Annotated in this window: 15 protein-coding genes; 1 reads left to right on the top strand and 14 read right to left on the bottom strand. The window is 74.3% G+C overall.

Translation table 11 applies throughout. From position 1 onward, the window contains the following. Positions 1-47 precede the first annotated feature (47 nt). Both J5O08_RS16725 and hisD read right to left on the bottom strand, forming a co-directional pair. Positions 48-722 carry an HAD family hydrolase gene (locus tag J5O08_RS16725; RefSeq protein ID WP_218708014.1) on the bottom strand — a complete coding sequence of 225 codons (675 nt, stop codon included), beginning with the start codon at positions 720-722 and terminating at the stop codon, positions 48-50. Positions 723-735: 13 nt separating this feature from the next. Continuing rightward, positions 736-2,058 carry a histidinol dehydrogenase gene (gene hisD / locus J5O08_RS16730; RefSeq protein WP_218708016.1) on the bottom strand — a complete coding sequence of 441 codons (1,323 nt, stop codon included), beginning with the start codon at positions 2,056-2,058 and terminating at the stop codon, positions 736-738. A 64-nt stretch (positions 2,059-2,122) separates the two neighbouring features. On the opposite strand from hisD, the gene J5O08_RS16735 reads away from it, so the two are divergent. Further along, positions 2,123-2,341: an RNA-binding S4 domain-containing protein gene (locus J5O08_RS16735; protein WP_308281682.1), complete on the top strand. Its 219-nt coding sequence runs from the start codon at positions 2,123-2,125 to the stop codon at positions 2,339-2,341. A 106-nt stretch (positions 2,342-2,447) separates the two neighbouring features. On the opposite strand, the gene J5O08_RS16740 is transcribed toward J5O08_RS16735, so the two are convergent. The 12 genes from J5O08_RS16740 to J5O08_RS16795 all read right to left on the bottom strand — a co-directional run. Beyond that, positions 2,448-3,077, bottom strand: a complete 630-nt coding sequence (locus J5O08_RS16740) for an SRPBCC family protein (protein ID WP_218708020.1) — start codon at positions 3,075-3,077, stop codon at positions 2,448-2,450. Next, positions 3,074-3,466, bottom strand: coding sequence for a helix-turn-helix transcriptional regulator (locus tag J5O08_RS16745; protein ID WP_255590095.1), 393 nt, complete (start codon positions 3,464-3,466; stop codon positions 3,074-3,076). Before J5O08_RS16745 ends, J5O08_RS16740 begins: the two co-directional genes overlap by 4 nt. 125 nt (positions 3,467-3,591) lie before the next feature. After that, positions 3,592-7,170, bottom strand: a complete 3,579-nt coding sequence (gene dnaE, locus J5O08_RS16750) for a DNA polymerase III subunit alpha (protein WP_217616930.1) — start codon at positions 7,168-7,170, stop codon at positions 3,592-3,594. Positions 7,171-7,248: 78 nt separating this feature from the next. Further along, positions 7,249-8,184, bottom strand: coding sequence for an RluA family pseudouridine synthase (locus tag J5O08_RS16755; protein ID WP_218708022.1), 936 nt, complete (start codon positions 8,182-8,184; stop codon positions 7,249-7,251). Then, complete coding sequence (locus tag J5O08_RS16760; protein ID WP_218708024.1) at positions 8,177-8,890, bottom strand: signal peptidase II; 714 nt, start codon at positions 8,888-8,890, stop codon at positions 8,177-8,179. Before J5O08_RS16760 ends, J5O08_RS16755 begins: the two co-directional genes overlap by 8 nt. Positions 8,891-8,985: 95 nt before the next feature. Next, the gene (locus J5O08_RS16765) at positions 8,986-9,438 is read right to left on the bottom strand and encodes a TraR/DksA family transcriptional regulator (RefSeq protein ID WP_371300520.1); all 453 of its coding nucleotides are present in this window, start codon (positions 9,436-9,438) and stop codon (positions 8,986-8,988) included. Between the two features lie 123 nt (positions 9,439-9,561). After that, on the bottom strand, positions 9,562-10,218 hold the full coding sequence (locus J5O08_RS16770) for a DivIVA domain-containing protein (RefSeq protein ID WP_147793779.1): 657 nt from the start codon (positions 10,216-10,218) through the stop codon (positions 9,562-9,564). Positions 10,219-10,375: 157 nt separating this feature from the next. After that, positions 10,376-10,666 (bottom strand): YggT family protein, encoded by a 291-nt coding sequence (locus J5O08_RS16775; RefSeq protein WP_218708026.1) that lies wholly within the window; start codon positions 10,664-10,666, stop codon positions 10,376-10,378. 24 nt (positions 10,667-10,690) lie between these two features. After that, positions 10,691-11,176 carry a cell division protein SepF gene (locus J5O08_RS16780; protein ID WP_147793781.1) on the bottom strand — a complete coding sequence of 162 codons (486 nt, stop codon included), beginning with the start codon at positions 11,174-11,176 and terminating at the stop codon, positions 10,691-10,693. Positions 11,177-11,299: 123 nt separating this feature from the next. Then, positions 11,300-12,061, bottom strand: a complete 762-nt coding sequence (gene pgeF / locus J5O08_RS16785) for a peptidoglycan editing factor PgeF (RefSeq protein ID WP_218708027.1) — start codon at positions 12,059-12,061, stop codon at positions 11,300-11,302. Positions 12,062-12,065: 4 nt separating this feature from the next. Beyond that, the gene (gene ftsZ / locus J5O08_RS16790; RefSeq protein WP_218708028.1) at positions 12,066-13,316 is read right to left on the bottom strand and encodes a cell division protein FtsZ; all 1,251 of its coding nucleotides are present in this window, start codon (positions 13,314-13,316) and stop codon (positions 12,066-12,068) included. 139 nt (positions 13,317-13,455) lie between these two features. Next, positions 13,456-14,500: cell division protein FtsQ/DivIB (locus J5O08_RS16795; protein ID WP_255590096.1), on the bottom strand; the 1,045-nt coding region annotated here is incomplete at its 5' end.

Below are 14,500 nucleotides of genomic sequence, written 5' to 3' on the forward strand. Positions count from 1 at the left end.
ACGACGCAGCAGCGCCCGCCGCCCGGTGGCGGCGGGCCAGCGACTCCTCAGCGCGGCAGCACGAGGTCGAGCACCACGTGCAGCCGCCGCTGGTCGGCCGACGTCAGCGGGGGCAGCACCAAGGCGGTCGTGCCGAGCTCGGCGGCCGCGCCGTCCCACGCACCGCGGTCGCCGACCATGAGGGCGTCTGCGGCGTCGACGCCCAGCCCGTCGAGCGCAGCCCCGAAGATCCGTGGGTCCGGCTTTGCCGCCCCCACCTCGTAGGACAGCGCCCACGCCCCGACCAGGTCGGCGAGCGACCCGCCGCCCGGCGCCGGCTGCGCCGCGAACGCCGGGCGCAGGTCGACGTGGATGTCGCTCACCACCCCGATCGCGACGCCCGCGGCTGACAGAGCCGCCAGTACGTCCGCGGCGTCGACCGCGAACGGCGCTGCGACGACGTCCGACTCGACGGCGTACAGCGCTGCGGCCAGCTCGTCGTCGACCCCGGCGGTCCGGAACCAGTGCTCGTAGGCCGCGCGGTGCCGACCGGCATCGGCGTCGACGTCCGGCGCCAGGGTGAGCGTGGTGTCGCCCGCGCGCAGCAGGCCGAGCACCGCCTCGACATCGGCGGGCCCGGCCGCCCGGCCGAGCCGGATCAGCGCGCCCCGCACCAGGCCGCGGTACGTGGGCGCGGGCACCAGCGTGCCCCGGTAGTCGAGCAGGACCGCACGGAACCCCACGGCGCCGGGCGGTTCAGAACCGCGCGCGGACCGCCTCGCCGTGGGCGGGCAGCCCTTCGGCGTCGGCGAGCGAGACGATCCGGTCGGCGACCTCGCGCAGCGCGTCCGCGTCGTACTCGACGACCTGCACCGCGCGCACGAACGAGTGCACGCCCAGGCCGGACGAGAAGTGCGCGCAGCCGCCGGTGGGCAGCACGTGGTTCGACCCGGCCATGTAGTCGCCGAGCGACACCGGCGAGTACGCCCCGACGAAGATCGCGCCCGCGCTCGTGACGCGCTCCGCGACGTCCGCGGCGTCGGCGGTCTGGAGTTCCAGGTGCTCCGCGCCGTAGGCGTTGACGACCGCGAGACCGGCGTCGAGGTCGTCGACCAGCACGATCGCCGACTGAGGCCCGGTGAGCGCCTGGGCCACCCGCTCGGCGTGCCGGGTCGCCTGCACCCGGACCACCAGCTTGGACTCGACGGCACCGGCCAGCTCGATCGACGTGGTGACGAGCACGGACGCGGCCAGCGGGTCGTGCTCGGCCTGGGAGACCAGGTCCGCGGCGACGTGGTCGGCGTCCGCCGTGCCGTCGGCGAGCACCGCGATCTCGGTCGGGCCGGCCTCGGCGTCGATGCCGACCGCCCCGCGCACCAGGCGCTTCGCCGCCGCGACGTACACGTTGCCCGGGCCGGTGATGACGTCGACCGGCTCGCAGAGCGTGTCCCCGTCGGCCGGCTCCGAGCCCGCCGCGCCGTAGGCCAGCATGCCGATCGCCTGGGCGCCGCCGACGGCGTACACCTCGTCGACACCCAGCAGCGCGCACGTGGCGAGCACCACCGGGTCCGGCAGGCCGCCGTTGTCGCGCTGCGGCGGCGAGGTCACGGCGAGCGAGCCCACGCCGGCCTCCTGCGCCGCGACCACGTTCATGATCACCGACGACGGGTAGACGGCCAGGCCGCCCGGCACGTAGAGGCCGACCCGGCGCACCGGGATCCACCGCTGCCGGACCTGCGCGCCCGGGGCGACCTGCACGGTGTGGTCGGCGGGGCGCTGCGCGGCGTGCACCTGGCGCACCCGCCGGATCGTCTCCTCCAGCGCCGCGCGCACGGCCGGGTCCAGCACGGACACGGAGGCCGCGATCGCGTCGGCCGGCACCCGCAGGTGCTCGGGGCGCACGCCGTCGAACCGCTCGGCCAGCTCGCGCAGGGCGGCGGCGCCGCGGGCGCGGACGTCGGCGAGGATCGGCTCGACGGCCGCGGCGGCGGACTCGACGTCCAGCTCGGGGCGCGGCAGCGTCTCGAGCAGCTCGCGGCGGGACAGGGTGCGACCACGCAGGTCGATGCGGGAGATCACGACCCGAGTCTATTCGCGGGCGCCGACGCGCAGCGCGCCGGTCCGGCCCTGGCAGGATGGACCGGTGACCATCGTGCCGATCTCCGACGACTCCATCCGCCTCGGCCAGTTCCTCAAGCTGGCCGGCCTGGCCGACTCGGGCGCCGACGCGCGCACCCTGCTGGAGGAGGGCGAGGTCAAGGTCAACGGCGAGCCGGAGTCCCGCCGTGGCCGCCAGCTGCGCAAGGGCGACGTGGTCGAGGTCGACGACCCCCGCGGCGCCAACTCCGCCGAGGTCGGCTGACCCGGGCCGCAACCCTGGCCCCCGTCGCCGAGACGGCAACTCTCGGCTGTCTCGGACCGGCCGCGCACAGCCGAGAGTTGCCATCTCGACGGGCGGCAGTGCGGGGTCAGCGCGCGGCGAGGGCGCGGTAGGTCGGGAGCAGCTCCCTGAAGCGGGTGTCCCAGTCGCGGACGTCCGCGCCCGCCAGGTGGTCCGCGAGCTGGTCCAGGGACGTGTGCCAGCCCGCGCCGTAGCCGATCGCCTGGGCGTCCTCGAGCCGGGTGTGCACGAGCACGAGCACCGCGCCCTCGCCCGCCGCTCCCGGCTCGACCCGGACCTCGACCTCGCTCGGACGCTCACCCGGGAAGCACCACTCGACCGCGAACGACTGCGGCGGGTCGCAGGACCGCACGACGCCGGTGGCGTTCTGGTCGGAGCCCGCCTCGTCGGCACCCATCCGGAGCTCGTAGGCGCCACCCGGCGTGAGGTCGCCGTGCACCGGCCCGAGCCAGCGCGCCAGGCGCTCCGGCGTCGTCACCGCGTCCCACAGGTCCGCCGCGTCCGTGGGGTACCGGCGGCGGAACGTCACCGACGCCTCGCCGCCGAGCCGCAGCGCCCCGAGCGAGTCGTGGACCCCCGCCGGCGCTGCCGCACCCGCTGGCCCGCCCGTGCGCGGAGAGGCGCCGCCGCCCGCCGCTCGACCCGTCGTCCCGTCCGTGCCCGCTGTCCCGCCCGTCGTCCCGTCCGTGCCCGTCATCGCGCCCGCCCCTCGTCGTCGCCCTCGCGCCGCCCGGCGGCCGCCGAGCCCGCCCCGCCGCGCTCCCGGTGCCCGCGCGCGACCTCGGTGCCCAGCGCGTCGAGCCGCTGGTCCCAGAACCGCCGGACGCCGCCGACCCAGGCCTGCACCTCGTCGAGCGCCTCGGGCCGGACGGCGTACAGCCGCCGCGTGCCGTCGGCCTCGGCGGTGAGCAGCCCCGCCTCGCGCAGCACGCGCAGGTGCCGGGAGGTCGCGGGCTGGCTGATGCCGAACTCGGCACCGACCGCCGCCGCGAGCTCCCCGGCCGGGCGCGACCCGTCGGCGAGCAGCTCCACCAGCCGCCGCCGCACCGGGTCCCCCAACGCGTCCATCACCTGCACCCGCGCCATGTTTCCACCGGGCGTTAAATAACGCAAGGCTCAACGAAACCGAGCCTCCGTTCCCGGCCTGCACGCCGGGGTCGGTGCGCAGGCCGGGGACGGAGGCTCGGCGAGGTCGTGCGGAGGCCGGTCCGTCAGACCGGGACCGGCGTGGCCGTCTGCAGGCAGCCCGGCCCCAGGAGCGCCTTGAGGTCGCCGTACAGCGCCGGCGACCGCTCGACCCGCCAGCCGTCGCTCGGGACGACCAGCGCCCGCCGGCCGTTCGCCTTCGCCACCCGGAGGTGCAGCTCGGTCATGCCGGGGTGCGTCTTCATCACCTCGAGCAGCCGGTCCACCACGGGCGGCGTCAGCCGCGCCTCGGACAGCGTCACGACGACGGGCGCGTCCGCGACGGCCGACAGGTCGGGCAGAGACACCTCCATCGCCTGCAGCTGCATGGCGTCGTCCCGGCGGCGCACCCGCCCGCGGACGACGATGACGGCGTCCTCGGCCAGCACGGTGGAGTAGGCGAGGTAGGTCTCGCCGAAGAACATGATCTCGACGGAGCCCTCCATGTCCTCCAGCGTGACGGCGGCCCACGGGTTGCCCTGCTTGGACATCTTGCGCTGCAGCGACGTGACCAGGCCCGCGACCACGACGGTCGACCCGTCCGGCCGCGCCTCGTCGGCGTTCAGCGTCGCGATCGACACGTCGGCGGCGGCGGACAGCACATGCTCCAGGCCGGACAGCGGGTGGTCGGAGACGTACAGGCCGAGCATCTCCCGCTCGAACTGCAGGCGCTGCTTCTTGTCCCAGTCCGGGACGTCCGGCACCTGCACGGAGAACCCGGGACCGTCGTCGGTGCCGAGGTCGGCGAACAGGTCGAACTGCCCCTCCGCCTCCTTGCGCTTGACGCCGATGACGGACTCGACGGCCTGCTCGTGGACGAGCAGCAGCGCCCGGCGGGCGTGGCCGAGCGAGTCGAACGCGCCGGCCTTGATGAGCGACTCGATCGTGCGCTTGTTGCAGACGACGGCCGGCACCTTGTCGAGGAAGTCGGTGAACGACGTGAAGTCGCCCTTCTCCTCGCGGGTGCGGACGATCGCCTCGACCACGTTGGCGCCGACGTTGCGGACGGCGGTGAGGCCGAACCGGATGTCGTCGCCCACGGCGGTGAACAGCGCGGACGAGGAGTTCACGTCCGGCGGCAGCACGGTGATGCCCATGCGGCGGCACTCGCCCAGGTACAGCGCGGACTTGTCCTTGTCGTCGCCGACCGAGGTCAGCAGGCCCGCCATGTACTCGGTCGGGTAGTTCGCCTTGAGGAACGCCGTCCAGTACGAGACGACGCCGTACCCGGCGGAGTGCGCCTTGTTGAACGCGTACCCGGCGAACGGGACGAGCACGTCCCACACGGCCTTGATCGCAGCGCTGGAGTAGCCCCGCTCCTTCATGCCCGCCTCGAAGGGCACGAACTCCTTGTCGAGGATCTCCTTCTTCTTCTTGCCCATCGCGCGGCGGAGCAGGTCGGCCTGGCCGAGCGAGTACCCGGCGAGCACCTGCGCGGCCTTCTGCACCTGCTCCTGGTACACGATGAGGCCGTAGGTGCCGTCGAGCACCTCCGCCAGGGGCTCCTCGAGCTCCGGGTGGATGGGCGTGTTCGGCTGCAGGCCGTTCTTGCGCAGCGCGTAGTTCGTGTGCGAGTTCATGCCCATCGGACCCGGCCGGTACAGGGCGATGACCGCGGAGATGTCCTCGAAGTTGTCGGGGCGCATCTGGCGCAGCAGGGACCGCATGGGGCCGCCGTCGAGCTGGAACACGCCGAGGGTGTCGCCCCGGCCGAGCAGCTCGTAGGTGGCGCGGTCGTCGAGCTCGATGTCGTCGAGCTCGATCTGCGGCTTGCCGTTCATGACGATGTTGCGCAGGGCGTCGTCGAGGATCGTCAGGTTCCGCAGCCCGAGGAAGTCCATCTTGATCAGGCCGAGGCCCTCGGACGTCGGGTAGTCGAACTGCGTGATGACCGCGCCGTCCTGCGGCCGCTTCATGATCGGGATGATGTCGATCAGCGGCTCGCTGGACATGATGACGCCGGCGGCGTGGACGCCCCACTGCCGCTTGAGGTTCTCCAGGCCGCGCGCGGTCTCGAGGACGCGCTGCGCCTCGGGGTCGGCGGCGACGACCTGGCGGAACTCCTCGGCCTCGGCGTACCGGGGGTGCTCGGGGTCGTACATGCCCGACAGCGGGATGTCCTTGCCCATCACCGCGGGCGGCATCGCCTTGGTGAGCTTCTCCCCCATCGCGAACGGCATGCCGAGCACGCGGGAGGAGTCCTTGAGCGCCTGCTTCGCCTTGATCGTGCCGTAGGTGACGATCTGCGCGACCCGGTCGTCGCCGTACTTCTCGGTGACGTACCGGATGACCTCGCCGCGCCGGCGCTCGTCGAAGTCGACGTCGACGTCGGGCCAGGAGACGCGCTCGGGGTTGAGGAACCGCTCGAAGATGAGCCCGTGCCGCAGCGGGTCGAGCTCGGTGATGCCCATGGCGTACGACGCCATGGAGCCGGCGGCCGAACCACGGCCCGGCCCGACGCGGATGCCCTGGTCCTTGGCCCACTGGATGAAGTCGGCGACGACGAGGAAGTAGCCGGAGAACCCGAGCTGGACGATGACGCCGGTCTCGTACTCGGCCTGCTTGCGGACGTCGTCCGGGACGTTGCCCTTGTACCGCCGCTGGAGGCCGGCCTCGACCTCCTTCACGAACCAGGAGTTCTCGTCCTCGCCCGCGGGCACGGGGAACCGGGGCATGTAGTTGGCGCCGGTGGGGAACTCGACGTCGCACCGCTCGGCGATGAGCAGCGTGTTGTCGACCGCCTCGGGCAGCTCGGCCCAGGTGCGGCGCATCTCCTCGGCGGACTTCACGTAGTAGCCGTCGCCGCCGAACGCGAACCGCGAGCCGCCCTGGTCGTACGTCGGCTCGTCGAGGGTCGACCCCGACTGCACCGCGAGCAGCACCTCGTGCGCGTGCGCGTCGTCCTTCGTCGTGTAGTGCAGGTCGTTGGTCGCGACGAGCGGCGCGCCGATCTGCTCGGCGAGCCGGATGAGGTCCTTGACGGTCCGGCGCTCGATCTCGAGCCCGTGGTCCATCACCTCGACGAAGAAGTTCTCCTTGCCGAAGATGTCCTGCAGCTCGCCCGCCGCGCGCACCGCCTCGTCCCAGTGGCCCAGCCGGAGCCGGGTCTGCACCTCGCTGGACGGGCAGCCGGACGTCGCGATGAGGCCGTCGCTGTAGGTCTGCAGCAGCTCCCGGTCCATGCGGGGCCACTTGCCCATCTGCCCGTCGAGGGACGCCAGCGACCCCATCCGGAACAGGTTGTGCATGCCCGCCGTGGTGCGGGACAGCAGCGTCATGTGCGTGTAGGCGCCGCGCGCGGACACGTCGTCGGACGCCTGGTGCGCCTCGCCCCAGCGGACGCGCGTCTGGTCGAACCGGCTGGTGCCGGGGGTGACGTACGCCTCGACGCCGATGATCGGCTTGATGCCGAGCTTCTTGGCCTGGGAGTAGAAGTCGAACGCCCCGAACAGGTACCCGTGGTCGGTGATCGCCATCGCGGTCTGGCCCAGGCGCTGAGCCTCCGCGAGCATCTCCCCGACCCGCGCCGCGCCGTCCAGCATCGAGTACTCGGAGTGGACGTGCAGGTGGACGAAGTCGGACCCGTTGCTGCCACCTGATGCCATGCGAGCCATCCTAGGTCGAGGCTCCGACAGCCCCGCGCCGCCCCGCCGCCCCGGGGGCGGACGTCACACCGCTCCGCGTCAGCGGTACCCGTCGCGCAGGGTCTCCAGGGCGTGCGCCAGGTCCGCGGGGTACTCGCTGGTGACCTCGAGCCACCGGCCGTCCGCGGGGTGCGCGAAGCCGAGCCGCATCGCGTGCAGCCACTGCCGGGTCAGCCCGACCCGCTCCGCCAGCGCCGGGTCGGCGCCGTAGGTCAGGTCGCCGACCAGCGGGTGCCGCAGCGCCTGGAAGTGCACCCGGATCTGGTGCGTGCGCCCGGTCTCCAGGTGCACCTCGCACAGCGACGCGGCGGGCAGCATCTCCAGCACCTCGTAGTGGGTCACCGAGGGCTTGCCCTCCGCCGTGACCGCGAACTTCCAGTCCTGGCTCGGGTGCCGGCCGATGGGGGCGTCGATGGTGCCCGTGGTGGGCTCCGGGTGGCCCTGCGCGAGCGCGTGGTAGACCTTCTCGACCGTGCGCTCCTTGAAGGCGCGCTTCAGGACCGAGTACGCGTGCTCGCTCTTGGCGACGACCATGAGCCCCGAGGTGCCGACGTCGAGCCGGTGCACGACGCCCTGCCGCTCCGCGGCGCCCGAGGTGGAGATCCGGTAGCCGCGCGCGGCGAGCACGCCGACGACGGTGGGGCCGGTCCAGCCCGGCGACGGGTGCGCGGCGACGCCGACCGGCTTGTCGACGACCACGACGTCGTCGTCCTCGTAGGCCACGCGCAGCGCGGGCACGTCGTCCTCGGTCGGCACGGTGGAGACGGGCGCGACCGACGGCATCTCGACCTCGAGCCACGCGTCCCCGGGCAGCCGGGCCGACTTGCCCACGGCCACGCCGTCGACGCGCACGAACCCGCCCTCGGCCAGCTCCGCGGCGCGGGTGCGGGAGAGGCCGAGCATCCGGGACAGGGCGGCGTCCACCCGCTCGCCCGCGAGGGCGTCGGGCACGGGCAGGGTGCGGACGTCAGCCATCGCGGCGGCCGTCCTCCGGCGTCGCGGCCGGCGTCGCGCCCGCCGCGCCGTCGCCCGGCTCCGCCGCGTCCTCGCGGCGCTCGCGCGTCCCGTCCAGCCGCACACCCATGAGCGACAGCAGCATGAGCAGGCCGGCCGCGGCCACGATCGCGATGTCCGCGACGTTGCCGACGAACAGGTCGCCGTACGCGATGAAGTCCACGACGTGCCCCATGAACACGCCCGGGTCGCGGATCAGCCGGTCGACGAGGTTGCCCAGCGCGCCGCCGAGCAGCAGGCCCAGCGCGATCGTCCAGCCCGTCGACCCGAGCCGCCGGGACACCCGGATGATGACCACCACGACGGTGATCGCGACGATCGTCAGCAGCCACGTCGTGCCCGTGGCCAGGCCCAGCGCGGCGCCGGGGTTGAACAGGAGCTGCAGCCCGAGAAGGTCACCCAGCACGGGGTGCCGCACACCCTCGTCCAGGCCGGCGAGCGCCCAGGCCTTGGTCGCCTGGTCGAGCACCAGCGTGACGGCGGCGAGGGCGACCAGGGTGGCGACGAGCCGCCGGCGGCGCGCCGGCGCGACGGCCTCGGGGTCGGCGGTGGGCGCGGCGGGCGCACCGGCCCCGGACGCGGCGGGCTCGGACGCGGGCGGCACGGGCGCGGCGGACGCGGCGTCGGGGCGCGCGTCGTCGGCGGCGGGGCCGGGGGTGGCGGACATCGCGCAGGAGTCTACGGGCGCGCGCGCCCCCGGACGCACGACGGCCCCCCGGCGTCGCGCCGGGGGGCCGTCGTCACGCGGTCGTCCGCGAGGGGTCAGCGGCGCTCCTCGCGCTGCTTGCAGGACACGCAGAGCGTGGCGCGCGGGAACGCCTGCACCCGCGCCTTGCCGATCGCCTCGCCGCAGGAGTCGCAGCGGCCGAAGGTGCCGGCGTCGATGCGGGCCAGGGCGCGGGTGGTCTGCTCGAGCATGTCCCGGGTGTTGTTGACCAGGGTCAGCTCGTGCTCGCGCTCGAGGGCGCTGGAGCCGGAGTCCGCCTGGTCGTCGCCCGCGCCGTCCCCGGAGTTGCGGAGCAGGTTCGACAGCTCCTCGTCGGCGGCGGCGAGCTCGGAGGTCAGGCGGTCGATCTCGCTGATCAGCTCCGTGGCGACCTCGCGCACCTCCTCCTCGGTCCAGGGGTCCTCGCCGGCGCGGACCGGGAACCGCGTGGCCGCGTCCGTCAGGTCGGGCAGCGGGCGGGCAGCGGTCGCGTCGAGCGAGTCGTTGATGGCCACGTCGGGTCCTCTTTCCTCAGATGAGTCCGCAGAGACTAGTCGCCCGTCGCCCGGACGCACAACACACCACGCCCGAGGCCGGGCGTGGTGTGTCGTGGGTGACGAGCGTGCGATCCGTCAGACGGACGGGGTGGCGCCCTGGGCACCGCGCTGCGGCAGCGCGCTGGCCCGGTTGTCGAGGTCGCCCAGCAGGTTCTCGAGGTAGCTCTTCAGGCGCGTGCGGTAGTCGCGCTCGAAGACGCGGAGCTCGTCGATCTTCCGCTCGAGGATCGACCGCTCCTGCTCCAGCTCGGACAGCGTGCGGGCCGAGGTCTCCTCCGCCTCGCGGACGATGCGCTGGGCCTGGCCCTTCGCCTCGTTCACGATGCGGTCGCCCTCCTCCTGGCCGCTGCGCACGTAGTCGTCGTGCAGCTTCTGCGCCAGGGCGAGCATGCCGGTGGCCGACTCGGGCTCGCTCTGCCGCTGCGGGGCGACCGGAGCGGTGGCGACCGGGGCCGGCGCCGGGGCGGCGGCGGGCACCGGGGCGGGCGCGGGCTTCTCGGCCTCGGGCTTCGGCGCCTGGGCGGCCTGGGCCCCCTGGCGGCTCAGCTCGGCGATCCGGCGCTCGGCCGCGGCGAGCTTGGACTTGAGGTCCTCGTTCTCGCTCTGGGTCTCCCGGAGGGTGTTCACGACCTCGTCGAGGAAGTCGTCGACCTCGTCCTGGTCGTACCCCTCGCGGAACTTCGTCGCCTGGAACTTCTTGTTCAGGACGTCGTCTGCTGTGAGCAGTGCCATCGTCGTCACCTCTTCGGTCGTACTGGGTCGAGCCGGTGGCAGTCCGCCGACCACCTCGGGCCACCGTAGCGGACATTCCGGTTTGTGCACGCGACCCGGTCGGCGGGGCGTGCGCGGGTGCCGGCCACCGGGCCGGCGTGCTGCGCGCGGGGCCGCGTCATGCGGCGACCGCGCCCAGCAGCGAGAGCAGGAAGGAGCAGCCGAGCATGAGGACCAGGAACGCCAGGTCCAGGCGCACGGAGCCCAGGGTCAGGGGCGGGATCACCCGGCGCAGCGCCCGCAGCGGCGGGTCGGTCACCGAGTAGGTGATCTCCGCGACCACGAGCGCGGCACCGCGCGGGCGCCAGTCCCGCGCGAAGTACTGCACCCAGTCGAGGACGAGGCGCACGAGCAGGACCAGGATGAAGGCCAGGACGACGATCTGCAGCAGGCCGAGGACGAGGGTCACGCGTCCCAGTCTCCCCGATCCTCGTCAGCTCTGGTTGAAGAAGCCGGCGCGGGAGCCCTCGGGGGCACGCCCGTCGCCGGTGATCTCCACCGACTGCGGCGACAGCAGGAAGACCTTGTTGGTCACCCGCTCGATCGCGCCGTGCAGGCCGAAGATGAGGCCGGCGGCGAAGTCGACGAGCCGCTTGGCGTCGGCGTCGTCCATGTCGGAGAGGTTCATGATGACCGGCGTGTTCTCGCGGAACGCCTCGCCGATCTTGCGCGCGTCGTTGTACGAGCGCGGGTGGATCGTGGTGATCCGCCGCACCTCGCCGTCGTGGCGCGGCGCGGGGGCCGCGGCGGCGACGGGTCGCTCCGGCGCCGGCTCGCGGCGCAGCGGCGTGACCTCGGCCTCGTAGTCCTGTCCCACCGTCGCCTCCGGCTCGTCGTACTCGTCGACGTACTGGTCGTGCTCGCCCCGGTCGTCGGCAAGCCCGAGGTACAGCATGGTCTTGCGCAGCGCTCCGGCCATCGCGATCACTCCATCCCCGAATTGCTCACATCTCCTGCGCCGTCACGCTAGCAATGCGCCGGGATGCGAACGGGCTGCGACACGCGGCGTGTCGGCGTGTCCTCGGAGCAATTTCCGGACATATCACTCACCCGGCATTTCCGCGAGCGCGACCACCCCGGCGAACCGCCCGGTGGTGGTCCCGGCGCGCTGGGCGCGCCGGTGCGAGTAGAACCGGTGGTCGGCGTCGGTGCACCAGCCCGGGACATGCACGTCGCCGACCCCGGCCGACCGCAGCACCGCGGCCACGCCGGCCGGGAGGTCGAGGCCGGGCGTGCCCGCGTCGGTCGTGCAGGCCGTGCCCGGGACCAGTGCGTCGACCTCGTCGCGCATCGCGGCGGGCACCTCGTACCGCGCGCCGCTGATCGCCGGCCCGACGACGGCGCGCACCCGGCCCGGGTCGGCACCCTGCGCGACCATGGCCGCGAGGGTCGCCTGGACGACGCCGGCGACCAGGCCGCGCCGCCCGGCGTGCGCCGCGCCGACCACCCGCGCGCCCGCGTCGGCCAGCAGCACCGGGACGCAGTCCGCGACCAGCACGCCCACCGCGGTGCCGGGGACGGCCGACACGAGCGCGTCGGCCTCCCCCACCGTGTCGCCCGCGGCGTCGGCCGGGCCGCCGACCACGTGCACGTCGGCGCCGTGCACCTGGGTGGCCCAGGCCACGGGCGCGCCGGCCCACGCCGCGACGCGCGCGCGGTTCTCCCGCACGTGGGCCGGGTCGTCGCCGACCAGCAGCCCGAGGTCGAGCTCCGCCCACGGGGACGCGCTGACGCCGCCCGCGCGGGTGGTGAACCCCGCGCGGACGCCGGGGCCGAGGTCGACCCCGAGGACCGGCAGCGCCACGCCGCTACTTGAGGAAGTCGGGGACGTCCAGGTCGTCCTCCTTGCGGCGGGCGACCTCCTCCTCGAAGATCCGCGGGACCTCGAGCTGGCTGGTGCCGGCCTGGTCCGGGGTGAGGAACGCGGGGACCTCGGCCGCCTGGCGGCGCTCCTCGTCCGGGCCGACCGGGCACGGCGGGACCGCGGCGTGCGCCGCGGTCGTCGTCGGCACGGCCGCCGCCGGCGGGATCGACGCGGGCGCCTGCTGCGCGGCTTGGCCGCCGCCGGCGGAGACCTGGCCGAGCCCGCGGCCGTCGCGGCGGACCACCGGGGCACCGCCGTCGAAGCCGGCCGCGATGACGGTCACGCGCACCTCGTCGCCGAGGGCGTCGTCGATGACCGCGCCGAAGATGATGTTGGCCTCGGGGTGCGCGGCCTCCTGCACCAGGCGCGCGGCCTCGTTGATCTCGAACAGGCCGAGGTCCGAACCACCCTGGATGGACAGCAGCACGCCGTGGGCGCCGTCGATGCTGGCCTCGAGCAGCGGCGAGGAGATCGCCAGCTCGGCCGCCTGGACCGCGCGGTCCTCCCCGCGGGCCGAGCCGATGCCCATGAGGGCCGACCCCGCCCCCTGCATCACGGACTTCACGTCCGCGAAGTCGAGGTTGATCAGGCCCGGCGTGGTGATGAGGTCGGTGATGCCCTGGACACCGGAGAGCAGCACCTGGTCGGCCGAGCGGAACGCGTCGAGCACCGACACCGAGCGGTCGGAGATCGACAGCAGGCGGTCGTTGGGGATGACGATGAGCGTGTCGACCTCGGCCCGCAGCGCCTCGATGCCCGAGTCCGCCTGCACGGTGCGGCGGCGGCCCTCGAACGTGAACGGGCGCGTGACGACGCCGATGGTCAGCGCGCCGAGCGAGCGGGCGATCCGGGCCACGACGGGCGCGCCGCCGGTGCCGGTGCCGCCGCCCTCGCCCGCGGTCACGAAGACCATGTCGGCGCCGCGCAGGACGTCCTCGATCTCCTCCGCGTGGTCCTCGGCGGCCTTCTTGCCGACCTCGGGGTCGGCGCCGGCGCCGAGGCCGCGGGTCAGCTCCCGGCCGACGTCGAGCTTCACGTCCGCGTCGGACATGAGCAGGGCCTGGGCGTCGGTGTTGATGGCGATGAACTCGACACCCTTGAGGCCGACCTCGATCATGCGGTTCACGGCGTTGACGCCGCCGCCACCGATGCCGACGACCTTGATGACCGCCAGGTAGTTCTGCGGAGCTGCCACGGTGGGTGCCTCTCGTTGCGATGTCGACGAACCTTCACCCTCAACTAGAGGGTTATAGTTATGTCAGTTCTGTCTAGGTGTGACGGTATGTGGCGCGCCCGGGTCGTTCAACGACCGGTGCGCGCGTGTCGGGCCGGGATCACCCGACGACCGGCATCGTCGGCGCGGACACGTCGTACCGCGCCGAGCCCGCCGTCTCGGGCGCCGCGCGCAGGGCCTGCAGGACCGCCACCTTGAGCGCCGAGTCCTGCGCGCTCCCCCACTCGACGGTCGCGCCGTCGCGCAGCGTGAACCGCACGGTGTCCCGGGTGCCCGCCGACACCTGGCCGATGGCCCCCAGCAGGTCCTCGGGAAGCGCCTCGAGCACGCCGAGCGCCGCCGACAGGATCCGGGCCTCGCCCACCGGGACCTCGACGACCGGAAGGCCCTCCGGAGGTGCGTCGGACCGGCCGACCTTCACGCCGTCCTGGTCGACCAGGGCGTAGCCGGGCCCCGTGGCGTCGTCGCCGTCGGCGTGCTGGGCGACGTCGGACGCCTCCGGCACCGCGGCGACCGGCTCGCGGGACTCCAGCTGCACCGCCAGGCCGTGCGGCCAGTCCCGGGTGACGGCCGCGTCGCGGACGCCGGGCACGTCGAGCAGCCGCTGGCGCAGCGCGGCGGTGTCGAGCCGGGTCAGCGGGGTGCCCGCCTCGTCGTCCACGACGTCCCGCACCTGGTCGACGGCGACCACGGTCCCCGCACCCGTGACCCGCACCTGCTCGGCGTCGAGGGCGAGCGCCGGGGACAGCAGGAGCAGCCAGGCGAGGGCGCCCACCACGACGACCGAGCCCGCGGCGATGAGGATCTGCCGCCAGGCCAGCCGGCGCCGGGCGCGGGCGCGCTCGGCGAAGCGTGCGGCCGACCCCTGGCTCACCACCGGGGGGCGGACGGGGAACGCGCCGGTGCGCGGGGCGAGGGCGGTGGAGCCGGAGGTGCGCCGGCCGCCGGGGGCTGCGGCCGCCGTCGGGGTCTCCGCCGTCCGGGGGGTGCCGGCACCGGGGGTGCTGGTCCGGGTGCCGGTCGTACGCGGCGCCGGCGGGCGGCCGTCCGTGCGCGGGGTCGCCGGCCGCCCGGCCGACGGGACCGCCGCCGTGGGGGCGGTCGCGTCGCCGCCGTCCGGGGTGGTCCGGGGGGCGGGACGGCGC

This window comes from Cellulomonas sp. PS-H5, assembly GCF_019265565.1.
Lineage (GTDB): Bacteria > Actinomycetota > Actinomycetes > Actinomycetales > Cellulomonadaceae > Cellulomonas.